Genomic DNA, 23,574 nt, shown 5'->3' on the forward strand with positions numbered 1-23,574 from the left:
GAGGCGACATGAGAGAAGCAGTCATCGTTTCGACGGCAAGGACGCCGATCGGGAAGGCGTACCGCGGCGCGTTCAACGACACCCAGGCGCAGGAACTCGCCGCCCATGCCCTCTCGCACGCGGTACAGCGCGCCGGGCTCGAGGGCGGCGAGGTCGAGGATGTGATCTTCGGCTGCGCCATGCAACAGGGATCCTCCGGCGGCAACGTCGCCCGCCAGGCCGCCCTCCGCGCCGGACTCCCGGACACCGTGTCCGGGATGACGGTCGACCGGCAGTGCTCGTCGGGCCTGATGGCGATTGCGACGGCCGCCAAGCAGATCGTCGGTGACGGCATGCAGGTCGCTGTCGGCGGCGGGGTCGAGTCGATCTCCTTGGTGCAGAACGACCACATGAACACCCACCGCATGGCCGATCCCTGGCTGGTCGAGCACAAGCCGAGCATCTACCTGCCGATGTTGCAGACGGCTGAGATCGTCGCCGAACGCTACGGCGTGAGCCGGGAACGCCAGGACGAGTTCGCGCTGGTGTCGCAGCAGCGCACCGCGGCGGCGCAGGAGGCCGGGCGGTTCGACCAGGAGATCGTCGCGCTCGCCAGTGTCAAGAAGGTCCTGGACAAGCAGTCCGGGGAGGTGCGGGACGAGGCTGTGACCCTGACCCGGGACGAGGGCAACCGCGCGTCGACCACACTCGAGGGCCTGGCCGGGCTGGCGCCGGTACTGCCGGACGGTCAGGTGACCGCGCATTCCAGCGTGACGGCGGGCAACTCCTCGCAGCTGTCGGACGGGGCTTCGGCGTCGGTACTGATGGAGGCGAAGGAAGCCGAGCGCCGCGGACTGGAGCCGCTGGGCGTTTACCGGGGTATGGCCGTTGCCGGTTGCGGGCCGGACGAGATGGGGATCGGTCCGGTGTTCGCCATTCCGAAGCTGCTGAAGCAGCACGACCTCACCATCGACGACATCGGTCTGTGGGAACTCAACGAGGCGTTCGCTTCCCAGGCGCTGTACTGCCGCGACGAATTGAACATCGACCCGGAGCGGTTCAACGTCAATGGCGGCGGGATCTCGGTGGGCCATCCGTACGGAATGACTGGTGCCCGCCTGGTGGGGCACGCCCTGATCGAGGGCAAGCGCCGCGGCGTCCGGTACGTGGTGATCTCGATGTGTGTCGGCGGCGGAATGGGCGCAGCCGGGCTGTTCGAGGTTGCCTGAGGTGTCGAGCGTGACGGAGAAGGCACGAACCGCGGTCCTCGTGGACTTCGGTGGGGTCATCACCTCCAGTGTGCTGCAGGCGTTTACCGACTTCGGCGCCTCGCTCGGCGGCGATCCTCGGCTGCCGCTGGACCTCCTCAGCCGGGACCAGCCATCACGCACCCTCCTCGCCGACCACGAGTCCGGCCGTATCGACGCCGCAGCCTTCGAGCGAGGATTCGCCGAGCGCCTCCGCGCCCACGGCGCCGACGTACCGGCCGAAGGGCTCACGGCCCGGATGCAAGCGGGAATGTCGATCGACCAGGACATGCTCATTCTGCTCGATGATCTCCGCGCCGCCGGGTATCCCGTTGCGCTGGTGTCCAACTCGTTCGGAACCGGAACCTACGACGGCGTCGACCTCGCCGCCGTGGCCGACGCGGTCGTCATCTCCGCCGAGGTCGGGATCCGCAAGCCTTCCCGGCGGATATACGCGATCGCATGTGAACGCCTCGGCGTCGCCCCCGAGGAGGCAGTCATGATCGACGACCTGCAGCAGAACCTCGACGGAGCGGCGCGGATCGGAATCGGGGGCGTGCTGCACACCAGCGCCGCCGACACCCGTCGCCAACTCGCCGATCGCTTCAGGATCAGCGCCTGACCGATCGACCGGTCGCAGCAGACCGGCATGTGGGATCCGCACCGCATCACCTGCTCACATCCCCGGAAGGCACCGCTCATGGTCAGGGTTCTCATAGGGGGCGCCGGTCGGGGCGTCGGTGCGGTCGGGGCGGTACTTCCCGCGGCAGCGGTCGTCGAGCGCCTCGCCGGTGAGTACGCCGAGGCGAAGCGCCGGCTTCGGTGCTGGTAACGGTGTGCGCCACAGCCGCACGAGCCCGTGCACCGTGCGCACTTATGAGTCTGGTGTCAGATTCAAGTACACTTTCGCGGATGGACACCACTGCGCCCGAGGACAGCGAGCAGGCACCGCCGATGGCGCCCCTCTCGTCACTTCGCGAGCCGCCGACGACGCAGCGCGGAGCGCGGACGCGTGCCGCTCTGGTGAAGGCCGCGCGGAAGGTGTTCGAGCGGGACGGTTACCTCGACACCCGCCTGGCTGACATCACTAAAGAGGCCCGATGCGCGGCGGGATCCTTCTACACCTACTTCGCCAACAAGGAAGAGGTGCTTGCCGCCGTCCTTCTGGAGGCGCAGGAGGACATGCTGCACCCCGGCATGGGCCGGGTGCAGGGTACCGACGATCCGTATGCGGTACTCGAGGCGAGTAATCGCGCGTATCTCGAGGCATACAAGCGGAACGCGAAGCTGATGGGACTGCTTGAGCAGGTAGCGCAAGTGGAGCCGGAGTTCCGAGAGTTCCGAAGCCGGCGCTCGGATGCGTTCATCCGCCGCAACGCCCGCGGCATCGCCGACCTGCAGGCGCGGGGCGTCGCAGACCGTGAGGTCGATCCGATGATGGCCTCCCGTGCGCTCTCGGGCATGGTCAGCGTCATGGCCTACAACGCCTTCGTGCTCGGCGAAGGACAAGGCGAAGGCGCGCCAGTGGACTTCGAGGAACTCGTGTCCACCGTCACCCGGCTCTGGGCGAACGCCCTGCGGTTCCCCGGCCACTGCTGATCCGGCCTTCTCCCTTCTCTCCTCTCAACCCTTTCTCTGTGGATGTGGCGGTCGATTGCGCCTTCTCCGTGCGGTGACGCCTGCCCAATGGTTGAACCTGACGTCAGTTTCAACTATACAGGTGGGCGGAGACCACGACTGCAGCATCGCGAGGGCCGTGGCCCGGCACCGCACACCCCGCCACGGAGAGGGTTCGCTGTGAACGTTGCACAAAGAGTCGCCATCGTCACCGGTGGCGGTGGTGGCATCGGCGGCGCGCTGGTCGCACGGCTCGCTCGCGAGGGTGCCCGGGTCGTCGTCGCGGATCTCGACGTGGACACCGCGCGGGCGGTGTCCACGACAGTCAACGCGGATCATCCGGGAAGCACCGTCAGCGCCGGCGCTGACGCGTCGGACACCGCTCAGATCCAGGAGTTGATCGACCTGGCGGAGCGCACGTTCGGTCCGGTCGACCTCTACTTCGCCAACGCGGGTGTCGCCGGGGCACCCGGCCTCGAGGCGGGCGAGCAGGACTGGGACCTCTCGATCGATGTGAACCTGCGAGCCCACATCCGTGCGGCGAGGCTGCTGGTGCCGCGGTGGCTCGAGCGCGGCGAGGGCTACTTCGTCAGCACCGCCTCTGCGGCCGGGTTGCTCACCCAGATCGGCTCCGCCACGTACGCCGTCACCAAGCACGCGGCCGTCGCCTTCTCCGAATGGCTGAGTGTCACCTACGGCGATGGCGGGGTCCATGTCAGCTGTCTGTGCCCGATGGGGGTGAACACCAGGCTGCTGTATTCCGGGAAGGACTCCGGGGACGCCCTGGGGAGAGCGGCCACCCAGGCCGTCACGTCCGCGGGTGACGTCCTCGAACCGGCCGAGGTGGCCGACGCCGTCCTCGCCGCGATCGAGGACGAGCGCTTCCTGATCCTGCCGCATGAAGAAGTTCTGGACATGTACCGGCAGAAGGGCTCGGACTACGACCGGTGGCTGCGCGGGATGCGCCGCTACCAGAGCTCTCTGCCGGCGCAGGCATGACCGGCGCGCCGGGCGAGCTCGTCCTCGCCGAACACCGCGGGCCCGTGCTGGTGCTCACGTTCAACCGGCCCGCCAAGCTGAATGCCTGGACCGACGAACTCGAGGACCGCTACTTCACGCTGCTCGACGCAGCCGAGGACGATCCGGACGTACGCGCCGTCGTGGTCACCGGCGCGGGACGCGGATTCTTCGCCGGCGCCGACCTCCAGCGGCTGCAGGCGCTCGGCGAGGTCTCCGAGGCGGACAGGGCGCGGCGCCGGCCGCGCGATGTACCGCTGACCCTGCGCAAACCGCTGATCGGTGCGGTCAACGGAGTGGCCGCGGGCCTGGGCATGGTGGAGGCGCTCTACTGCGACATCCGCTTCGGCTCGGCCTCGGCGCGGTTCACCACGGCATTCGCGCAGCGCGGGTTGATCGCCGAGTACGGGATCTCCTGGCTGTTGCCGCGGCTGGTGGGGCGCAGCCGGGCAACGGACCTGTTGCTGTCGAGTCGCATGGTGGACGCCGAGGAGGCACTGCGTATCGGTCTTCTCGACCATCTGGTCCCCACCGGCAGTGTGGTCGATGCCGCTGTCGCGTACGCCGCCGATCTGGCGACGCGCTGCTCCCCGGCATCCATGGCCACCATCAAGAGCCAACTGCAGGGCGACGCGGACGGCACCTACGCCGATTCCGTGACCCGGGCGGAAGGCGTCATGCTCCAGGCCTTCCGCGGGGCCGACTTCGTCGAAGGCGTGGCCAGTCACCTCGACAAGCGCCCACCGAGTTTTGCCTCTCTACCCGTCAGGAGTTCGGATGTCCCTGTTTGAGATGTCGGACCGCGCCAAGAAGTACCAGGCGGATCTGCTCGAGTTCATGGATTCGCGCATCTACCCTGCTGAGGCGGTGTACCACGAGCAGATGCGCGCGTCGGGTGACCCGCACTTCCAGCCCCCGATCATCGAGGATCTCAAGGCGGAGGCGCGAAAGCGCGGGCTGTGGAACCTCTTTCACCCGCACCCCGAGTGGGGTCCTGGGCTGACGAATCTCGAGTACGCGCCGCTGGCGGAGATCATGGGGCGCAGCCACATCGCCTCCGAGGCGTGCAACTGCAACGCTCCCGACACCGGCAACATGGAAGTGCTCACCCTCTTCGGCACCGACGAACACAAGGAGAAGTACCTCAAGCCCCTGCTCGACGGGACGATGGCCTCGGCCTTCGCGATGACCGAGCCGCGTGTCGCCAGTTCCGACGCCACCAACATCGAGTTGCGGATGGAGCGTGACGGCGACGAGTACGTGCTCAACGGCCGTAAGTGGTTCGCCTCGAACGCGATGCACAAGAACTGCAGGGTGCTCATCGTGATGGGCAAGACCGACCCCACGGCGGCTCCGCATCGCCAGCAGTCGATGATGGTCGTCCCCATCGACGCCCCCGGGGTCACCGTGATCCGGAACCTCCCGGTGTTCGGGTACGCGGATCGCGAGGGGCATGCGGAGATCACCTTCGAGAATGTGCGGGTGCCGGCCAAGGACGTACTCAAGGGCGAAGGGGAGGGTTTCGCGATCAGCCAGGCCCGGCTCGGGCCCGGCCGTATCCACCACTGCATGCGGGCGATCGGCGCGGCCGAGCGGGCGCTGGAGCTGATGTGCCGGCGCGCCCAGTCCCGGGTGACGTTCGGCCGTCCGGTTGCCGACCGGTCCAACATCCAGGACTGGATCGCGGAAGCGCGTATCGACATCGAGATGATCCGCCTGCTCACGCTCAAGGCCGCGTATCTGATGGACACGGTCGGGAACAAGGAAGCGCGCACCGAGATCGCGGCCATCAAGGTGGCTGCCCCGAACATCGCGTTGAAGATCGTCGACCGTGCGATCCAGGTGCACGGGGGAGCAGGCGTGACCGAGGACTTCCCGCTGGCGATGATGTACGCGCATCTGCGCACGCTGCGGCTGGCGGACGGTCCCGACGAGGTCCACAAGCGGGCCATCGCCAAGCAGGAACTGCGGCAGTACCGCGACGCCGCCACGGCAGAGGTGAGCTGAAAGGGCAGGACTCGATCTCACCGGTCGCACCGCCGTCGTCACCGGCGCCTCGCGCGGTATCGGGCCGGCGATCGCCCAGGCCGTTGCTGAGGTCGGCGGGAACGTCGTAAACGCGCAAGCCGGGCCCAGCCGTGAATCGGCTGAGTGAAAGGCGCCTGACGGGTAAAGCCCAGGTCAGGCGCCTTTCTTCGGGTGCCTGGAAGAAGCCCGGCTTCTTCGGCGAGTACGACAACAGCAGATTCTTCGTCCGTTGGTGGTACACGAGCGTGATGCCCGATGGCCTGGCCCAGTGATCAGCTCCGCCCTCAGACTCAGCAGGCGGTCGGTTTTGCCGGCCAACTCCGGAACCTGCCCCTGGCTGTACCCCGAGTGGTCCGCTGGGCGCTGCACCCGCAGCTGGTTGGGGTGCTCGGTCGTGCGGCGCTTGGGTACGCCGTCCTCGGGCGACGGAGATGCCCAGCCCTGTGACAGCACGGCCCCACGTCCGCCACCTTGAAGCCGGCGGCGTTGCACGGCTGCTTCCTGCCAGATCCGTCCTCCGGGCGGCAGAGCCGGTCGTGGAGCCGCGCCAGGAGCGGCCGGGTCACCTCGCTTCAGGACAGGCGTGGGCCAGTGCGGCCGCCCCCGCACGCAGAGACCCGATCACGGGAATGACGAAGTCCGTCCGCCGCCGCACAGGCTTTGGTTTCATACCGCTCGCCCGGACCGCGGTGACCCTGCCTTCGAGGACAGTCGTACGTCTCTGGTGTACCCGGCCGCGTGCTCGGCCGCCAGGGCCCACAACAACTCGATCAGGAACCGGTCGGGGACCGGAGGGGCGAGAGGACGGGATCGGCCGGGCACCGTGAAGCGCCGGTGAAAACCCTGTGGAAGCGGTGTCAGTGGGGCCGTTTATGCTGCACCGGACGATCACGCGGGACCAGGGGAGGGCGCGGCATGTTGGGCAAGCTGTTCGGTAGAGATGCGGAGAGACCGGCAGCGGATCCGCACGTCCTTCCCGTCCCGCGCAGGCAGAGGAACGGGATGTACACGCTGCGCGCGCTCGGGGACGCGCGGGTGCTCGCGCTGGTGGAGGCGGCCGACGCGGGTGACTGGGAGGCGGTCAAGGCGGCGCTGGCCCCCTTCGATCTCGGCCGCCACCACCAGGTCCTGGGTGAGCTCGCCGATGTGGACGGTGTGCAGGACTGGATCGGCCGGGCCGTCGAGGAGGACAAGGAGCACCGGGCGACGGCCCTGCTGATATCCGGGACGCGCTACATCAGCTGGGGCTGGGAGGCGCGCACCGCCGAGCGTGCCGTGAACGTCACGCAGGAACAGTGGCGTGTCTTCCACGAGCGGCTCCGCATCGCCGAGGAGCAGCTGCTCGAGGCCGCCGAGTTGCGGCCGGAATGGGTCACCCCGTGGCGCCACCTTCTCACCTCCGGTCGCGGCATGTCGCTGGGCTCCGCCGTCAACCGGACCCGGCTCGACGCCGCCCTGCGCCGCGACCCGCTGGACCTGGAGACCCATCTCGCATGGGTGTCGCAGTTGCAGCCCCGTTGGGGCGGCGAGCCGGGGCAGGCGCTGGCGTTCGCCCAGGAGGCGTTCGCCCGCGCCCCGCAGGGGCACCGCCTCGGCTGCGTGATCGCCATGGCGTACATCGAGGAGTGGGTCGAGGCGGAGCGCGGGGACTACCTCGAAACCGACGAGATCCGGGCGCAGTTGCGGGAGGCGGCGGACCACAGCATCCTCCACCCCGCCTATGTGTGGCGCCCGGGCTGGCAGCACGACTTCAACATGTTCGCCATGGCCCTGTCGCTGGCCGGTGAGCGCCACACGGTCCGGCGTGTCTTCCAGACACTGGACGGTGCGTACACCGAGTGGCCCTGGACCTACTTCGCGGAGCCCGAGAAGCAGTTCGCGCGCGGGCACCGCCGCGCCTGAGCGCACACCGGCACCGCCGTGCCCGAGCACACCGGCACCGCCACACCCGAGCACACACCGCCTGCCGGTCCCGAACGCCAACTGCCCCTCCTTGCACCCCGGACTGCCCGATGACTCTGCCCGACACCGCCACGAACCCGGCCGGCGCCGACCGCACCTTCCAGGTGGATCTGCGCGGCCTCGTCGATCTCCTCTCCCACCACCTCTACTCCAGCCCCCGCGTCTACCTGCGCGAACTCATGCAGAACGCGGTGGACGCGCTGACCGCCCGGCACGGCCTCGAACCGGCCGCCCCCGCCGCCGCCTTCGGTGTCCGCCTGTACGCCGACGGTTCGGTGGTCCGCGTCGAGGACGACGGTGTCGGTCTCACCGAGGCCGATGTGCACAGCTTCCTCGCCACCATCGGCCGCAGCAGCAAGCGCGCCGAACGGCTGGCCGAGCAACGCGGCGACTTCATCGGCCAGTTCGGAATCGGCCTGCTCTCCTGCTTCCTGGTCGCGGACGAGATCCACGTCCTGAGCCGCTCCGCCCGCACTCCCGACGCCCCCGCCGTGGAGTGGCGGGGACGCGGCGACGGCAGCTACACCGTCCGCACCCTGCCCGCCTCCGCCCGCCCCCGGCCCGGCACCACCGTCACGCTGACACCGCGCGCCGACGCGGGCGAGTGGACCCGCCCGGCGCACGTGCACGCGCTGGCCCGCCACTTCGGCTCCCTGCTGCGCCACCCGGTGACCTTCGACGACGGCACAGGCGGCCCGGGCGCGTCCGTCAACCCCGAGCCGGCACCCTGGGCGCGTACGTACCCCACGCCGGGAGCCCGATCCCGTGCGCTGGCCGCGTACGGCGAGGAGGTCTTCGGGTTCACGCCGCTGGACACCATCGAGCTGGACCTGCCGGCCGTGGGTCTGAAGGGTGTCGCGTGCGTGCTGCCCGAGACGGTGCCGGCCGGGCGCCGCCACGGCCACCGCGTGCACGTCAAGGGCATGCTGCTGTCCGAGCAGGCCGAGGAGATCCTGCCCGAGTGGGCCTTCTTCGTCCGCTGCGTCGTCGACGCCGAGAGCCTGCGCCCGACGGCGTCCCGCGAGTCCCTGTACGAGGACGACACCCTCGCCGCCGTCCGTGACGCCCTCGCCGAGCGGCTGCGCGCGTGGATCGCCCGGGCCGCCGCCAGCGACCCGGACCTGCTCGCCCGCTTCCTCCGGGCCCACCACCTGGCCGTGAAGTCGCTCGCGGTGCACGACGACGAGATCCTGCGGATGCTGCTGCCCTGGCTGCCGTTCGAGACCACCGCCGGGCACACCACCCTCGACGAGTTCGCGCGCACCCATCGCACCGTGCTCGTGACGTCCAGCGTGGAGGAGTTCCGGCAGGTCGCGGCGATCGCCTCGGCCGCCGGGCTCGGCGTCGTCAACGGCGGCTACACCTACGATCGTGACCTGGTCCACCGGCTGCCCGAGATCAGGCCCGAGACAAGCGTCGCCGACCTCGACCCGGCGACCCTCACCGCCCACCTCGACCCCGTCGACCGGGAGACGGAACTGGCCGCCGCGGCCTATCTCGCCCAGGCCCGCGACGCCCTCGCCGTCTTCGACTGCGACGTCGCGCTGCGCACCTTCCAGCCCGCCTCCGCACCCGCCCTCCTCGTCGACAGCCGCGAGGCCCGGCACGAGCGCACCCGCTCCCAGCTCGCCCGTGAGCAGGAGGGCGGCCTGTGGGGCGACATCCTCGGCGCCCTGCGCCAGGAGGCACCGCGGGCCCAGCTGATCCTCAACCAGCTCAACCCGCTGGTCCGCACCGCCGTCGCCATCGACGAGCCCGAACTGGCCCGCACCAGCGCCGAAGCCCTCTACGGGCAGGCCGCGATGCTGTCCCGGCGCCCGCTCAGGCCCGCCGAATCGAGCCTCATCAACCGCTCCTTCCTCGACCTTCTCGCCCACGCCCTCCGCAAGGACAGCTGACGATGCCCACCGCACCCCATCCCCAGAACACGGACGAGCTGTACCAGGCGCTCCAGGAGAACGACCGGCGCCCCTACGGCCGAACCCGCACCGTCACCGCCGAGGAACTCGTCGACGCCGCCGAGCAGTTCGCAGAGCCCGTCCCGCTCGTCCACGCGCTCCTCGAACTCCAGGAGGCCTACACCTACGGCTCCGAACCCAGAAAGTCGCCCGTCGTCTTCGCCCGCCTGCTCACCCTCTTCGACGAGCAGCCCGACGTCTTCGACGACCGCCTGCGCCACATGCTGTTCTGGCGTTTCAAGTGGGTCGGCCACGCCCTGCGCCAGCTGCCCGAGATACCGCTGGCCAGCCTGCGCCAGTGGCTGACGGAGATGCGCGACCGGTACGAGAAGGCCGATCTCGGCCTCCAGCCCTACTACGGACAGGCGTACCAGCTCGCCGCCCACGTGGGCGAGGACACCACCCTCGCCTACGAGCTGTGGGCGGGCCGCACCCGCACCCGGCTCAGCGACTGCGAGGCCTGCGAGATCTGCGAGCGCGCCCTGTACCACCTCACGGCGGGCGACGACGAGCGGGCGCTGAGCGCCTGGGAGCCCGTCCTGGCAGGGAAGGAATCCTGCCAGGAGGAGCCGGCCCGCTCCGTCTCGTACGCGCTGTTGCCCCTGCTGCGCACCGGCCGCACCGACCGGGCCCGCGAACTGCACCTCGCCGGCTACCGCAGCTGCCGCCGCAACCCCTCGATGTCCCAAGAGGTCGGCCGGCACCTGGAGTTCTGCGCGCTGACCGGCAACGAGGCACGCGGCCTGGAACTGCTCGCCGAGAACCGGAGCCTTTTCGACGAGGTCGACTCGCCGCTGGACCTGCTCGGCTTCCTCACCGGCGTGGAGGTCCTCCTCCAGCGCGTCGAGCTTCTCGGCCACGGCGAACTGCCCGCCGCCGGGTACGCGGGCCGCACCTGGACGGTGGCGGGCCTGCGCGCCGAGGTGCGCGGCCGCGCCGACGACCTCGCCGCCCGCTTCGACGCCCGCAACGGAACCACGGCCCACACCGACCGCCGCAGGGCCCGCCTCGACCGTGCCCCGCTCCTGGACGCTCTGGAACTGACCCTGCGCACCCGCAGCCTCGACGCGGTGGTCCCGGCCGTCCCGGTTGCCGTGCCCGCCGCCCGTACGACCGCAGCCGTCCCCGATTCGCTGCCCGAACTCATCCGCCAGGCACGGACGTTGGACGAGCAGGGGCATCCGGACGCACATGCCTGCTGGGCCCGGCTGCGCACGCTCGTCACCGCCCGCGACTACACCCACCCTCACGACCCGGCCGTGGGCCCGCTCGTACAACTGCGCGCGGACCTGCTGGCCGACGAGGCGAGCCAGGCGGGTGAGAAGGACGAGTTCGCCGACGCCGCCGCCCTCCACGAGGAGGCCGCGGCCCTGTACGACGACGCCGGAGAGCCGGGGCACGCGGCGCTCGCCCGCGCCTGCGCCCTGCTCGCCACCGCCGAAATCCCCGCGGAGGGCGCGGACGGAGCCGAGGCGAAGGCCGCCGCGCTGACCGCCGCCCACGCGTCCATGGTCCGCCTGCACGAGGAGACGCCCGGCCTCGCCCCGTACCAGGAGGCCCGCCTGCTGCGGCTGCGGGCGACCGCCCTCGGCCTGCGCCTGCAGACCTCGGGGAGCAAGGAGCACGCCGCGCCGGTCTTCGCCGAGGTGGACCTGCTGCACACGTTCGCCACCCGGCACGACATCACCGGGCAGATCTCCGGTGCCCTGCTGCTGCGGGCCAGCACCCACGCCATCTCCGGCGATCTGCCGGCCGCGGTCACCGAGATCGACGCCCTCCTCGACCGGCTGAAGGCGCATGGCCCCGCCTGGCACCTGCCCCGCACACTCGGACTGCGCGGTCGGCTCCAGCTCGGCCTCCAGGATGCGCAGGCCGCGCACGCGGACCTGACCGAGGGCTTGCGACTGGCCGCCGACTGGCCGGCCGACGCCGTCGACACCGCCCGCCTCCACGGTGATCTGGCCGAGGCCTGCATGTACTTGGGCCGCCCCGACGAGGCACTGCGGCACCTGACGCGCTCCGCGGAGCTGGAGCTTCGCCGCGGCAGCCGGACGGACGCGTTCTGCGCGTACAGCAACGCGGCCCAGCTCAGCCTCGACCTGGGCCGCGTCGAGGACTGCATTGCGCTGCTCGACTCCCTGCTGGCCGAACCGGACATCGCCGCCGGAGAGCAGGACGACCGGCTCGTCGCTCAGCTGCGCCTGACCCGGGCTCGCGCACTGCACGCCGGGGAGGACCTCAAGGCCGCCACGGCGGAGCTCGTCGCCCTCGCGGCCGAGTCGGCCGACTGGGACGACGACCCGGGCAGCCACGCCATGATCGCCGCGGAGACGGCCGTACTCCTCGGCGAGTCCGCTGAGTTCGGCCGGGCCCGTGAGGCCGCGGACCAGGCACTCGCCGCCCACGCCCGGGCCCCGCGCTACGAGCAGCTCAGCAACTGCCTGCGCGAACTCGCCCGCCTCCAGGCCCAGAATCAGGGCCCCGACGGCCTGGCCGACGCCCTTGCCTACCTCGCCGACGCCGGCCGGATCGCCGAAGAGGCCCGCGCCGCCGCATACGAGGCCCACGGCCGCTCCCTGGACACCGCCCTGGCCTACGAACACGGGCGGGTCAACGCCTACGCCGGCGAGTACGAGGACGCCCTGGCCGCCCTGGAGAAGGCCCTCGCCTTGCTCGGCGAGCCGGGACCGGATGACGACCGCGCCGGCGAGTGGGCCGAGTGCGTCCGCCTCGCGGGTGCTGTGGAGGGCATCTACCTGGAACGCCCCGCCCCCGCCCTCACCCGCCTCGACGCGGCGGTCTCCAGCCTGACAGCCCTGGGCCACACCGAGGAGACCGAGCCGCTGATCTCCTTGGCGGCCCGGCTGCGCGGCGAGGAGTGACGCGGCGGTGCCGGGGCGACAACCCGCCCCGGCACCGGGGCCCATCTCTCCGGGCCATCGACGACGAGCACGCCCTGGAGCCGGCGAAGCCGCGTGTTTCGACTCGCTGTTCAGGTGTGCGCCCAGAAGGGCGCCTGGCGGGCATCTGCCCTGGTCAGGCGCCATTTTTCTGTGTCTGGAAGGAGCCCGGATTCTTCGCCGAGTACGACACCGACAGGTTCTTCGTCTGCTGGTGGTACATCTTGGTTGGTGACGTGACCAGGGAAAATGAGCGTTGGTTTCGCGGCAGGCGGAGAGTTGGCCCGCGCATGGTCCGGATCTTGCTTGACGGGGCAGGCATGTGGGTGAGGCTGTCCCACTGGAGCGTCCGCCCTGCGACGGTGGCTGTGAAGGGGGCGTAGCAGCAGGTCAGTTCATGCGTATCAGCCCCATCGCAGCGGTCGTCGCCAGTCCGCCGATCCGGGTGCGTGGCCCGGTGCCACGGCCTCGATGCACCACTCGTCCTCCTGGACGAGCGTCCTGGGCCGTCGCCGTCGTGGGCCGCTGGAGGCGGTCATGGCTAGTCAGTTTCGTTTGGATCAGCAGGTCGTTGGGCCGGATGTGCCATTGACTGACGCGCAATGGCGCAAATCGAGCCGTTACTCCCGGACCGCACGCCGAGGCGGGCGGCCGGTGGCGTGATCATCGCGAGGTGATGGATGCGATCGCCTTCAAGTTCCGGACGGGAACGCACTGGGGGCACCTGCCTCCGAAGTACGGCAACTGGCGCGGGGTCTACAACCGGTTGCGGATGCGGGCCGTCGGCCGGGTAGTTAGTGTTTTCGCAGGTCACGCAAGGGGGCCGTTTCCCGCGTGACTGCCGCGTAGCGCCCGGTGCGGACCCTCTTGATCATTCCCTTCTCGGTCCAGCGGGCGAGTTGTCGATAGGTGGCGACGAGGGTGGCGTCGCCGAGGAGTTCGGCGATCTCCCTTGAGCGCCATAGCCGTTCGGGTTCTGCCTGCAGGATGGCCAGGACACGTGTCATGCGGTTGCTGGTCTGGCCGGGGCCGACGTACTGGGGGACCGTGGTCGTGGGCAGTGCGGGCTCCGGCGCCGGCGGCGGCAGGAGAGTGATCACCGTCGAGGTCACGGTCTTGCTGGCGTCGGGGCGGCCGTCCAGTTTCCTTTCCGCGTAGCGGGAGATGGGGGACTTCACCTTGCGGGTGCTGACGCGGCCCCGGCGTGCGGGCGATAGCGCCGACAGGACGCGTCGGCCGATCTCCCCGGTGCCCTGCTCGAAGACTCCTTCCGCGCATACCAGCAGGTCACGGGCGGTCTGGAGGGCGACGGTGAACCCGCAGCGGTCGGGATCGGTGCCTGGCTGGGACTCCGCCGCCTGGACCATGGTGCGTCGCAGAACCTGGTAGAGGGCGAGCACGGCCCACACCTCCTGCTCGACGCCGGCCGGGTCGTGCGAGCGCAGGACACGCCCGTGCAGGATGGTGTGGCGCAAGGCGTAGTAGGCGCTCTCGTGCTCCCAACGCTCGTGATACAGGCACACGAGGCGGTCGGCGGGGTAGCGGCGGGCGTCCAGGAGCGTGGTCACCAGACGGTAGGAGCCCTCGAAGGTGCTGCCATCGGTGCAGGTGATACTCACCTGGGCTTCGATGATGCGCACCGGGACGCCGCCGATGACCGAGAGGTAGGAGGAGTCGGCGAGAGTTTGAAGGACTGGTGGGCGGCGGCGCTGGCGGATGCGGCCCAGGACCTGTGCGCCGGTGGCGTGCGCGGCGGTGAGGAAGTCGTTGCTGTCGAAGCCCCGGTCCCACAGCACCAGCATCTCGGGGCTCAGATGGTGCAACAGCCTGGTGGCGTAGGAGTTTCACCCTCCCGGGTGGGACCGAAAACCGCTGCGATGACGGCCCGGGTGCCGGTCTCGACCAGCGTCATCAGCTCGACCTGGGGATACCCGCCGTGGGGGCACCGCCCCAGCCAGCCCCGGTTGCGTTCGCTGTCAGGCACCTTGATCGAGCTGCAGCCGTCGAACGACACTGTCCGATACGGGCCGAACCGCACTCCCGGCATGGTTGGCCGGGCCAACGGCCCGGCCAGCACCTCGAACAACGCACGCACCGGCGCGCTGCCGAGTCGGCGGCGCAGATCACGGAGTGCCTTCGTGCTCGGGCGGACAACCGGCATCCCCGACAGGCCGGCCGTCAGCTTGGCCCAGACGAGCCGGTAGCCGACCTCGGGGAACATGCACATCGCCAGCAGGAAGTAGACCCCGACCCGCGAGGGCAGATCCCGCAGCCGCCGCTGCACGACCCTCGTCTCCGACAAGACCGCGTCGACCAGCTCGAACGGCACGATCGCCGTCAGCTCCCCCAGATGACCCGGCGCGAACCGGCCCGCGGCCACAGTGACCGTACGGGTGATGGTCGCCAGCGGCGACGGCAGGACACAATGACCGGGCAACGGAGCTCCTTCGGTAACAAGCTGTCTTGGACGACTGCCTGTACCAACGAGCTCCGTTGCTCCGTGTCAGGACTTTCTCAACTCCCTTGTGTGACCTGCGAAAACGCTAACTACCCGGCCTTGGGGAAACTTCAACGGCACCTGGGAGCGGGTGTTTGTCGCGCTGATGGCCCAGGCCGACGCCGATGAGGACCTGAACTGGGCGGTCGCGGTGGATTCCACGATCGTGCGTGCCCATCAGCACCCCATATCGCAGGCATCTTCCTCTGGTCCGCCCGGTGATCCAAACGGAAGGTGCCTAGGGCCTGTCCGGCGGATCAGGTCGCGGGAAAGAGACGGCATCTGATCAGCGCGGGTCAGCGGGGCTTGGTGCGTCCAGCTGCAAGGCGGAGGAGGGAGTCGACGCGATGGGGGTCCCCCGCTCGAGCGAAGTCGAGAGTGGGGGGAGGGCGTGCCAAGCCCCGCGTCCGCGACATGATCCGCCAGACAGGCCCTAGTCATCAGTGGAGGAGCCTGCACGCCTGCGCCGTCGCAGTGGCGCTGTCACCCACATCGTCAGCCCGACAAGTGAGAGGAGTACCGCTCCTCCGACGACGACCGGGATAGCGCCCACGAGAGCAAAGATCAGCAGAAGCTCTGCCCATGTCGGCTCCTCACCCATCGTGCTCCCACCCTGTGTCACAAACGACATGACGCCAGCGGAAACCGATTAGTTCCGCAAGCCCAGGCCGGCGCCGCGGGCCATGCCGCGACCGCATGCCGCTCCCTTCTGGCCACCTGTCCCAAGAAGCAGAGCAGTGATCCAAACGAAAGCCCCTAGTAGATTGTCGCAACTTAGTTTTGCTGTGCGGTTGGGTAGAGGTGGCGCAGTTTCACGCGGGCGTCGTCGGTGGTGAAGTGCCAGTCGACTTGGCGCTGGTCGCTGTTGGTCTGCTGCTGCCAGGCGGCGAGTTCGGCGTTGAGCACGGCGAGGTCGTCGATGCGGCGGTCCAGGCACTGGCGGGTGAGCGCGGAGAGCTCGATCTCGGCGATGTTGAGCCAGGATCCGTGTTTGGGGGTGTGGTGGATCTCCAGGCGCTGTGCCAGCGCGAAGGCTTTCCCCGGGTCGAACGCCTCATAGAGCGAGGCGATGGTGTGGGTGTTGAGGTTGTCCATCACCAGCACGACCGTGGCGGCGTCGGGATAGTCCACGGTCAGCAGGTGTTCGACCTGGCGCGCCCAGTCGACCTTGGTCCGGCGGGGCTGGGCATCCACGCGTCGCCATCGCGCAGCGGCAACCCAGCAGAAGATCGAGCAGGTCCCCGAGCGGACGTACTCGTTGTCCTCGCGGCGGTCACGGCCGGGCCGCGGGGAAGCGGATCGCGGACGTGGCCGAGCAGCTGGTACGGCTTCTCGTCCATGCACACCACCGGGCGCGCCGGGTCGCAGGGGCGGCGGTAAACCGCCAGGACGTCTTCCATCGCCGCGGCGAAGGCCGCATTCGCGGAGGGCGGGATGGTCCAGCACTTCTTCAGGTGAGACGCAGTTCCGTTTTTTTAACACCCGGCCGATCGTGGAGTGGTCCAGGTTCGGGATGTCCTCGATCAGCGCGACGTGCTTCTCCAGCAGGCGCAGCGACCACCGGGCATGTCCCTTGGGCGGCGTCGAGCAGGCCAGCGCGATCAGCCGGGCTTCGACCTCGCCGGTCACCGGGGAGGGCACCGGCGGGCATGCGCGTTCCTTCCGGCCGACCGTGGCCCACACATCGCCGCCGGTCTCCGCGTACCGCTTCGAGATCAGGCGGACCGACTCGCACGAGACCCCGACCCGTGCCGCGATCACCGCCCGCGGATCGACCTCGCCGACCGACCTGTCCAACGCGAGCAGCACCCGAGCCCGCCTGATCATCGACGCGCTGCGGACCCCCGTCGTGGTCACCCGCACCAACGCCTGACGATCCTCAGCACTCAAGGCAACCGGATACTTCTTCTGTGACGACATGGCACCCCCGCCCGGCCGAAGTGAAGCGGCGAGGGGAGACTGCCCGACCGTCAACTCCACCAATCAGAGCCATACTTAGCAGCGACAATCTACTAGTGGTGTGTGGCGTTCGCGGGGGTTCTCGCAGGGCTCAGCGCGCGGATGACGCAGGTCAGGTCGGCAGGAGCGGCCGCGAGGCGGACCGACGTGCCAGCTTCACCGCCGGCTCATCCCCGTTGTCCACGCTCCGCGGCCGGGCCGTGCGTGGGCACGGCGCCTGCGCCGGCCGGTCCGCATCGTCGCGTGGGCCGATCAGGAGCGGCCGCCACGACTGCGCACGCCGGTACCGCGGCCCATCACGGTCCGACTGTTCTCCCCTCGTGCAGTCGCGCGGTCTCCGCGACCCGACAGGTGGGCGGGACACGACGGCCGAGGCGAACCACCGGGCACGCACGCGTATATGGAACCGAGACTGTCCCGCATGCCTCTCCTTGCAACCCTGGAGCTGTCCTGTGTGTCTAGGAACGAGCGTGCGGCCGGCCGCACGGCGCCGCACACACCCTGGTCACGGTGGTCACGCAGGTCGTGGCTTCATCAGCTTCGTCGGTCGAAGAGAGGACCCGCCATGCCTGGTCTCAGAGGTACGTCGGTGATGGCGGTGATGGGCGGAGTCCTGGTGTTGACCGGATGCCAGGATGCGTCGGGTTCTCACGCCGGCTCGGGTGCCCTCTCCTCCTCTTCGCCTTCCGCGCATGCCTCTGTGGTGGCAGGCACCCCTTCGAACGGCCCGGCCATCACCACGCCCCCAACAGCTGTCACCACCACGCCCGCGCCGTCGCGCACCTCCGCTGCTCCGGCCAAGGCTGTCTCCCCCGCTCCCGCCGGAACTCTCACCACGCCCGCAAACGACCACGGCTGCCGCAATCTGACCGTCAGCAACGAAGTGAAGGCAGCCGTGACGGGGGCCTACCAACGCAGCTTTCCCCGCTTCGTCCATGTCCAGCCTGTGCCGCACCAGTTCTTCTACGGCCAGTGCGGCGGCGTCCGCTACGCCGCCACCCGTTTCGAGGCCACCCCCGGTGCCACGCACGAGGAACTCGTGGGTATGCAGGACGAGGGCAGCGCCACCAAGTACTTCCGCGGCACATCTGGGGGCAGTTGGATCTACATCGCCAGCGATGGCTTCCCCCGTTGGCCACACGGGTGCGGCGATGTCCCACAGATCCCCGAAACCCTGGTCGCGGCGTGGGGGAACTGCCCGGTTGTGCAGTGAACTTCGAACGTCGGCGACTCCGACCGGCCTTCCGGCCGGCGAAGGTCGGGGCCTCGTCGATACGGGGCGTCGAGGATGCCGACGACGCCGAGTTCCTTGCTCTTCGCCGAAGTCCTGAAAGGGATCTCCCCGAGCCGGGGCCCGGCACGCCGGGCCCGGTCCTCGAATGACCAGGCGAGTCGGCGTGGTGGCGGGCTGCGGTGTCCGGGCGGTCCGAGCGCCCGGAGACTTCCGGATCCCGGCAGTGACGGCGGACCGCGCGCGGGGCAGACTTCGCGCCGGGGAAGCGCGGAGAGGGAGTGGGACATGGCGGTCTTCCTGTGGTGCTGGACCGGCCTGTTCACGGCCGTACTGCTGCCTCTCGGCATCGCCATGCTCCGCGGCTGGGCACCGAGGAGGGCACGCACACAGCGGTCCCCGGCTCGGATCCGGGTGCAGGGAGTCTCCGCGCTCGTGCTGTACGTGGGTGGCCTGGTGCCCGCGGTGGCCGACCTGGCGGGCATGCCCCGTGAGGCCGCCGACATCCTGCTGTCCGTGACCACACCCCACCTGCTGTTCCTGAGCCTGGGACTGCAGGGCGGCGCGGCCCTCTCCGACTGGTTCGGACGGCGGACTGAGCCGTGGACGGGCCCGTCCGGGGCGCAGCCTCGGCAACTCGACTGACCGGCATCCGGAAGGCGAGGACCCCACGGTGGTGTGGTGCGTCGGTGCCGATGAGTGCTGTGCGGTCGGTCGATTGTGTCGACCGCGATGGCCATGTCGGCCGAGAGTCTTCTGCGGGAACCGAGGTTCAGAAAGCCCGTCTGGCCGGTGACGTCGTTGTCGGGCACGCCGACCGTGTAGATCCGCTTGGCCTCGGCGGCCGGGCCGTTCAGCTTGTCGCGCTCGTCGACCGCGAGCCTGCGGTGGTCGTGCACCACACCGCCGAGTCCAACGACTACACCTGCGCGGAGGCCCCGCCGTCGTACGGGGCACCTACACCTGCGCCACACCGGACACGCCCTGTCCACCCGCTCGGGCGCCACTCTCAAGGACACGATGGTCCGCGCCGGCCAGTCCTCCGAGAAGGCCGCGATGATCTACCAGCCCTCCGACGAGGAGAGACAGCAGGAAGTTGCTGCCGGTCTCGACGCGACCGTACGCAAGGCACGCCAGGAAGCTGCGGCCGTGCCAGAAGAAGACACCACTGATCCAGACGATCAGCGTTCTGGCACGAATCCGGCACGCGGCGAGTGATCACAGCGGACAGCAGAAAGGTCCGGGTCGATGACCTGGGCCTTTGTCATGGAGTGGGTGACGAGAATCGAACTCGCGCTCTCAGCTTGGGAAGCGACGGCGCGTGGGCGGCGGCGTAGTCGTTGACCTGCGCTTATGTGACTCAGCGGCGGCACCGCGAGAGCGGGTTCGCACCGCTGGTGACCGCTGTTGTCCGCTCTTGAGGACACTCTGTGGGTACGGCGCCGTGATGGCTGAGCCGACCGAGGCCGGGTGGGCGCCCAACGATCAAGAACCACAGCTGCCTGTCTGTTTCTGCCCGGCGGTCCGGGAGGTAGCTTGGTGGACAAGGCCCCTGAAGGAGGGCGATTCGATGCCGTGGTTCGTATGGCTGCTCGCCGCCGCGGCACTGGGTGCTGCGGAGTTCTTCACCCTGACACTGGTCTTCGGGTTGCTGGCGGCCGCCGCGCTGGTTGCCGCCGTAGTCGCTGGTCTGGGCATCGGCATTCTCGGCCAGCTCCTGGCCCTGGGGGCAGCAGCGGCAGCGGGCCTCGTCATCGTCCGTCCTGTCGCGCTGCGGCACATGGCACAGCAACCCCTCACACTCGAGGGCAGTGATGCGCTGATCGGCAAGCGGGCTGAGGTCATGCAGGAGGTCACCGCGACCCGCGGCCTGATCAAACTCTCCGGCGAAGAGTGGTCCGCCCGCGCCCTCGACGAAAGCCTTGTGATCCCGGTGGGAGCGCTGGTGGATGTCATGGAGATCGAAGGCGCCACGGCCATCGTCTACCCCCGCGAACTCCTTCCATGAACGGCTGAACACACAGCAACGGAGGCACTGTGGATCCAGTTGTCATCCTCACTCTTGTGGCGGCCATCGTTGTCGTCTTCCTCGTGGCCTCCACTGTGCGGATCGTCCCGCAGGCGCGCCGCTACAACATCGAGCGGTTCGGCCGATATCGCCGGACGCTGCAACCCGGCCTGAACCTGGTTGTGCCGGTGGCGGACCGCATCAACACCAAACTCGACGTGCGCGAGCAGGTCTATTCGTCCGACCCCAGGCCGGTGATCACCGAGGACAACCTCGTGGTGAACATCGACACCGTGCTCTACTACCAGATCACCGACCCGCGGGCGGCGGCCTACGAGGTCGCTGATTACCTGCAGGCGATCGATCAGCTCACCGTGACCACGCTGCGGAACGTCATCGGCAGCATGGATCTGGAGGAGACGCTCACCTCGCGTGAGGAGATCAACTCCCGGCTCCGCGCCGTCCTCGACGATGCCACCGGCAAGTGGGGCATCCGGGTCAACCGTGTCGAGATCAAGGCCATCGATCCACCGCACACCATCAAGGAAGCGATGGAGAAGCAGATGCGGGCCGAGCGTGACAAGCGCGCGGCCATCCTGCACGCCGAAGGGGAGCGGCAAGCCAAGATCCTTACCGCGGAAGGCACGAAGCAGAAGGACATCCTGGAGGCGCAGGGCACGCAACAAGCCATGATCCTGCGGGCGGACGGTGAGGCAAAGGCGGTGGAGCTCGTCTTCCAGGCCGTCCATCGCAACAATGCCGACCCGAAGATCCTGGCCTACAAGTACCTCGAGACGCTTCCGCACCTGGCGAGCAGCGACAACAACACGTTCTGGGTGATCCCGGGGGAGCTGACCGAGGCGGTTCGGACCGTCACCCGTGCGTTCGGTGATCAGTCGACGGCGGGTCCCCCCAGAACTGCGCAACCGGAGGAAGCAGCCACCGCCGGCGCCGACGACACGTCGGACGAAGGCCGGACTCCGGAACTCGATGCGGGCTGGACGGTTTCGCTCGACGCTGCCGCGGCTGCTGACGAGGCCGAGAAGCAGGCCGCCGCCGCGGTGAGCGACGCCAAGGCGGAGGCCGAGGCTGCGAAGTCGCCCCAGACGCCGCGCCGGGGGCAGACGTCCGGCGGTTGAGCCCACCCTCGGCTGTCGCCAGGGACCGCCGTGACACTTCCAGAGCCCTCGGTCGGACCGTGCACGTCGATCACGGTGCCGCTCAACGCCGGTGCCCGGAGGGGAACTCGGCCTGAGTCTCGCGGGCGTCGCCGGTGCTGATGAACAACTCGTCGAAGCAGCCACCGGATCGCATGTGTCGACCACAGCGCGCAGGGGCGGCAAGCCGCGTTTCATGCATACGGGTCGCACCGTGTCCGGGGACCTCCAGGTGCCGATCTTGAGGATACCGCTGATGACCGGACCAGCACGCACTCCATCGGCGGCGACCACTGACACGGCAGCTGTGGTTCTTGCTCGTTGAGGGGTTCACCCTGATCGGCGGGAGTATCTGCAGGAAGCTGAACGGCCACCGTGATCACGAATGTTTGCGAAGACGATCAAGGACCAGGTGGCCGTGGAAGCCGCGGTGGCCAAGCAGGCATGGACGGCGACGCTGGGGGCGGTGATGGGCGAGATTGCAGGCTGCTTCCCGCGTCGTGAGCCCCGGCTGTCGGCGCGTGAGATGGCCGAGGGACTGCTGATGCCGGTGTGCCTGGCGGGTTCTGGGCGACCAGCCGGCTTACGGGAGTGGCTTTCGCGGGCGTGGTGGGTCATCCGTCGGCGTCGGACGGACCGTCAGGGCCGCCGCTTCGGTGCGACTGGTCGTTCGGGGGGTTCGGGGCGGGGTTGCGCTGCTGTTCCATCGTGTTGTCTGCCTGGTAGATGTCGGGGATGCCGTCGGCGTCCATGTCGGCGGTCTCCGCCTCGTACAGCCGCCGGTATTGGTTGTTCCGCAGCCGCAGTAGGACGCAGGCCACGAGCGCAGCGGTCAGTGATCCGAGCAGGACGGCGGCCTTGATGTGCTCCTGGTCTGCCGGGTTCGGGTAGGCCAGTTCGCCGATGAGCAGCGAGACGGTGAAGCCGATTCCGGCCAGCACGGCCAGGGCGAACACGTCTGGCAGAGCGAGGTCCGGGCTGAGCCGGGCACGGGTGAAACGGATGGCCAAGTACGTGCCGCCGAAGATGCCCAAGACCTTTCCCGCTGCCAGGCCCAGTGCCACGCCGAGGGGCTCCGGGCTGGTGACCACGGCTCCCAGCGTGTCGCCCGACACGCTCACCCCGGCTGCGAACAGGGCGAACAGCGGAACGGCCACCCCTGCCGAGACCGGCCGGGCCAGGTGGGCGATCTGCTCGGCCGGTCGGTGGCCCGCCTCTTCGTCCTTCGCCACGCGCAGCAGCAGCCCCATGGCGACTCCGGCCACGGTGGCGTGGACGCCACTGGCGTAGGTCAGGCCCCAGATCACCAAAGCCAGCGGGATGTACCAGTACCAGCCGTGCACCCGCCTCTGGTTGTGCAGACAGAAGAACAGGCCGAGCCCGAGTACCGCGCCGATGAGGGCGGGCAGGTGGATCGTGGAGGTGTAGAAGAGTGCGATGACGGTGACGGCGCCCAAGTCGTCGACGACCGCCAGGGTCAGCAGAAAGGCACGCAGCGCGGAGGACAGATGAGTGTCGATCACCGCAAGCAGGCCCAGAGCGAAGGCGATGTCGGTGGCCATGGGCACGGCCCACCCGTTCCAGGTCCCTCCCATGGACGTTGCGACGATGCCGTAGACGAGCGCGGGGACTGCCATGCCGCTGAACGCCGCGACCACCGGCACGGTCGCCGTCTTGGGGTCACGTAGCTCTCCGACCACCAGCTCACGCTTCAGTTCGGCGCCGGCGACGAAGAAGAAGATCGCGAGCAGTCCGTCCGCCGTCCAGTGGGCGACGGAGAGGTCCAGGCCCAGGGCCTCAATACCGAAGTGGAAGTCCCGTATCCCCTCGTAGGACTTCCGCAGCGGTGTGTTCGCCCACACCAGTGCCACCGCTGCGGCGGCGAGCAGCACGATGCCGCCGACGGTCTCCGTGCGCAGAGCGTCCGCCACGAAGGTGCGCTCCGGCAGAGGGAGACGGCCGAGGAAAGCGCGGGTGCTGCTGTTGCGGCGGGGCATACAGTCGGTGCCTTTCG

17 protein-coding genes and 2 pseudogenes are annotated in these 23,574 nt (G+C 69.3%); 15 read left to right on the forward strand and 4 right to left on the reverse strand.

The window, feature by feature from the left end:
- Positions 1 to 8 precede the first annotated feature (8 nt).
- The 9 genes from StrepF001_RS09900 to StrepF001_RS09945 all read left to right on the forward strand — a co-directional run bounded on the left by StrepF001_RS09900 (position 9) and on the right by StrepF001_RS09945 (position 12,690).
- A complete protein-coding gene (locus StrepF001_RS09900) occupies positions 9 to 1,208 on the forward strand; it encodes an acetyl-CoA C-acyltransferase (protein ID WP_129797925.1) in 1,200 nt (399 codons plus the stop codon).
- A 10-nt stretch (positions 1,209 to 1,218) separates the two neighbouring features.
- Complete coding sequence (locus StrepF001_RS09905) at positions 1,219 to 1,848, forward strand: HAD family phosphatase (protein WP_240797355.1); 630 nt, start codon at positions 1,219 to 1,221, stop codon at positions 1,846 to 1,848.
- Positions 1,849 to 2,138: 290 nt separating this feature from the next.
- Positions 2,139 to 2,825 carry a TetR/AcrR family transcriptional regulator gene (locus StrepF001_RS09910; RefSeq protein ID WP_129797927.1) on the forward strand — a complete coding sequence of 229 codons (687 nt, stop codon included), beginning with the start codon at positions 2,139 to 2,141 and terminating at the stop codon, positions 2,823 to 2,825.
- Between the two features lie 198 nt (positions 2,826 to 3,023).
- The gene (locus StrepF001_RS09915; RefSeq protein WP_129797928.1) at positions 3,024 to 3,842 is read left to right on the forward strand and encodes an SDR family oxidoreductase; all 819 of its coding nucleotides are present in this window, start codon (positions 3,024 to 3,026) and stop codon (positions 3,840 to 3,842) included.
- Positions 3,839 to 4,651, forward strand: coding sequence for an enoyl-CoA hydratase-related protein (locus tag StrepF001_RS09920; protein WP_129797929.1), 813 nt, complete (start codon positions 3,839 to 3,841; stop codon positions 4,649 to 4,651). Before StrepF001_RS09915 ends, StrepF001_RS09920 begins: the two co-directional genes overlap by 4 nt.
- Entirely contained in the window at positions 4,638 to 5,867 is a 1,230-nt protein-coding gene (locus StrepF001_RS09925) for an acyl-CoA dehydrogenase family protein (protein WP_129797930.1), read from the forward strand. The genes StrepF001_RS09920 and StrepF001_RS09925 overlap by 14 nt, the downstream gene beginning before the upstream one ends.
- 936 nt (positions 5,868 to 6,803) lie before the next feature.
- Positions 6,804 to 7,790: a hypothetical protein gene (locus tag StrepF001_RS09935; RefSeq protein ID WP_129797931.1), complete on the forward strand. Its 987-nt coding sequence runs from the start codon at positions 6,804 to 6,806 to the stop codon at positions 7,788 to 7,790.
- Between the two features lie 110 nt (positions 7,791 to 7,900).
- Positions 7,901 to 9,748, forward strand: a complete 1,848-nt coding sequence (locus StrepF001_RS09940) for an HSP90 family protein (protein WP_129797932.1) — start codon at positions 7,901 to 7,903, stop codon at positions 9,746 to 9,748.
- Between the two features lie 2 nt (positions 9,749 to 9,750).
- A complete protein-coding gene (locus tag StrepF001_RS09945) occupies positions 9,751 to 12,690 on the forward strand; it encodes a hypothetical protein (protein ID WP_129797933.1) in 2,940 nt (979 codons plus the stop codon).
- A gap of 812 nt (positions 12,691 to 13,502) precedes the next feature.
- On the opposite strand, the gene StrepF001_RS09955 is transcribed toward StrepF001_RS09945, so the two are convergent.
- Together StrepF001_RS09955 and StrepF001_RS09960 are read right to left on the reverse strand one after the other, a co-directional pair.
- On the reverse strand, positions 13,503 to 14,510 hold the full coding sequence (locus StrepF001_RS09955; protein WP_206306803.1) for a transposase: 1,008 nt from the start codon (positions 14,508 to 14,510) through the stop codon (positions 13,503 to 13,505).
- A gap of 8 nt (positions 14,511 to 14,518) precedes the next feature.
- Positions 14,519 to 15,145 (reverse strand): transposase domain-containing protein, encoded by a 627-nt coding sequence (locus tag StrepF001_RS09960; protein WP_129797936.1) that lies wholly within the window; start codon positions 15,143 to 15,145, stop codon positions 14,519 to 14,521.
- A 133-nt stretch (positions 15,146 to 15,278) separates the two neighbouring features.
- Here StrepF001_RS09960 and StrepF001_RS47385 point away from each other — a divergent pair.
- Positions 15,279 to 15,389: pseudogene (locus StrepF001_RS47385) on the forward strand (IS5/IS1182 family transposase); the annotation flags it as partial.
- A gap of 590 nt (positions 15,390 to 15,979) precedes the next feature.
- Here StrepF001_RS47385 and StrepF001_RS09970 read toward each other — a convergent pair.
- Positions 15,980 to 17,095 carry a transposase gene (locus StrepF001_RS09970; protein WP_240797356.1) on the reverse strand — a complete coding sequence of 372 codons (1,116 nt, stop codon included), beginning with the start codon at positions 17,093 to 17,095 and terminating at the stop codon, positions 15,980 to 15,982.
- A gap of 772 nt (positions 17,096 to 17,867) precedes the next feature.
- Here StrepF001_RS09970 and StrepF001_RS45500 point away from each other — a divergent pair.
- From StrepF001_RS45500 to StrepF001_RS09990, 5 genes and pseudogenes are all read left to right on the forward strand, one after another.
- The gene (locus tag StrepF001_RS45500) at positions 17,868 to 18,377 is read left to right on the forward strand and encodes a hypothetical protein (RefSeq protein WP_165396211.1); all 510 of its coding nucleotides are present in this window, start codon (positions 17,868 to 17,870) and stop codon (positions 18,375 to 18,377) included.
- Between the two features lie 306 nt (positions 18,378 to 18,683).
- Positions 18,684 to 19,040 (forward strand): hypothetical protein, encoded by a 357-nt coding sequence (locus StrepF001_RS45505; protein ID WP_165396212.1) that lies wholly within the window; start codon positions 18,684 to 18,686, stop codon positions 19,038 to 19,040.
- Between the two features lie 318 nt (positions 19,041 to 19,358).
- Positions 19,359 to 19,613: pseudogene (locus tag StrepF001_RS09980) on the forward strand (site-specific integrase); the annotation flags it as partial.
- A 352-nt stretch (positions 19,614 to 19,965) separates the two neighbouring features.
- Complete coding sequence (locus StrepF001_RS09985; RefSeq protein ID WP_129797939.1) at positions 19,966 to 20,403, forward strand: NfeD family protein; 438 nt, start codon at positions 19,966 to 19,968, stop codon at positions 20,401 to 20,403.
- A gap of 29 nt (positions 20,404 to 20,432) precedes the next feature.
- Complete coding sequence (locus StrepF001_RS09990) at positions 20,433 to 21,542, forward strand: SPFH domain-containing protein (RefSeq protein WP_129797940.1); 1,110 nt, start codon at positions 20,433 to 20,435, stop codon at positions 21,540 to 21,542.
- 632 nt (positions 21,543 to 22,174) lie between these two features.
- Here the strand turns inward: StrepF001_RS09990 and nhaA are convergent.
- Positions 22,175 to 23,557, reverse strand: a complete 1,383-nt coding sequence (nhaA, locus tag StrepF001_RS09995; RefSeq protein ID WP_129797941.1) for a Na+/H+ antiporter NhaA — start codon at positions 23,555 to 23,557, stop codon at positions 22,175 to 22,177.
- Between the last annotated feature and the right edge of the window lie 17 nt (positions 23,558 to 23,574).

This window comes from Streptomyces sp. F001, from assembly GCF_004187715.1.
GTDB classification, from domain to species: Bacteria; Actinomycetota; Actinomycetes; order Streptomycetales; family Streptomycetaceae; genus Streptomyces; species Streptomyces flavusporus.

Bases quoted from the DNA above. Each gene is read 5' to 3' on its own strand.
- StrepF001_RS09900 (WP_129797925.1), top strand. From the start codon at position 9: ATGAGAGAAGCAGTCATCGTTTCGACGGCAAGGACGCCGATCGGGAAG.
- StrepF001_RS09910 (WP_129797927.1), top strand. From the start codon at position 2,139: ATGGACACCACTGCGCCCGAGGACAGCGAGCAGGCACCGCCGATGGCG.
- StrepF001_RS09920 (WP_129797929.1), top strand. From the start codon at position 3,839: ATGACCGGCGCGCCGGGCGAGCTCGTCCTCGCCGAACACCGCGGGCCC.
- StrepF001_RS09925 (WP_129797930.1), top strand. From the start codon at position 4,638: ATGTCCCTGTTTGAGATGTCGGACCGCGCCAAGAAGTACCAGGCGGAT.
- StrepF001_RS09935 (WP_129797931.1), top strand. From the start codon at position 6,804: ATGTTGGGCAAGCTGTTCGGTAGAGATGCGGAGAGACCGGCAGCGGAT.
- StrepF001_RS09940 (WP_129797932.1), top strand. From the start codon at position 7,901: ATGACTCTGCCCGACACCGCCACGAACCCGGCCGGCGCCGACCGCACC.
- StrepF001_RS09945 (WP_129797933.1), top strand. From the start codon at position 9,751: ATGCCCACCGCACCCCATCCCCAGAACACGGACGAGCTGTACCAGGCG.
- StrepF001_RS09955 (WP_206306803.1), bottom strand. From the start codon at position 14,510: ATGCTGGTGCTGTGGGACCGGGGCTTCGACAGCAACGACTTCCTCACC.
- StrepF001_RS45505 (WP_165396212.1), top strand. From the start codon at position 18,684: ATGGCGGTCTTCCTGTGGTGCTGGACCGGCCTGTTCACGGCCGTACTG.
- StrepF001_RS09985 (WP_129797939.1), top strand. From the start codon at position 19,966: ATGCCGTGGTTCGTATGGCTGCTCGCCGCCGCGGCACTGGGTGCTGCG.
- nhaA (WP_129797941.1), bottom strand. From the start codon at position 23,557: ATGCCCCGCCGCAACAGCAGCACCCGCGCTTTCCTCGGCCGTCTCCCT.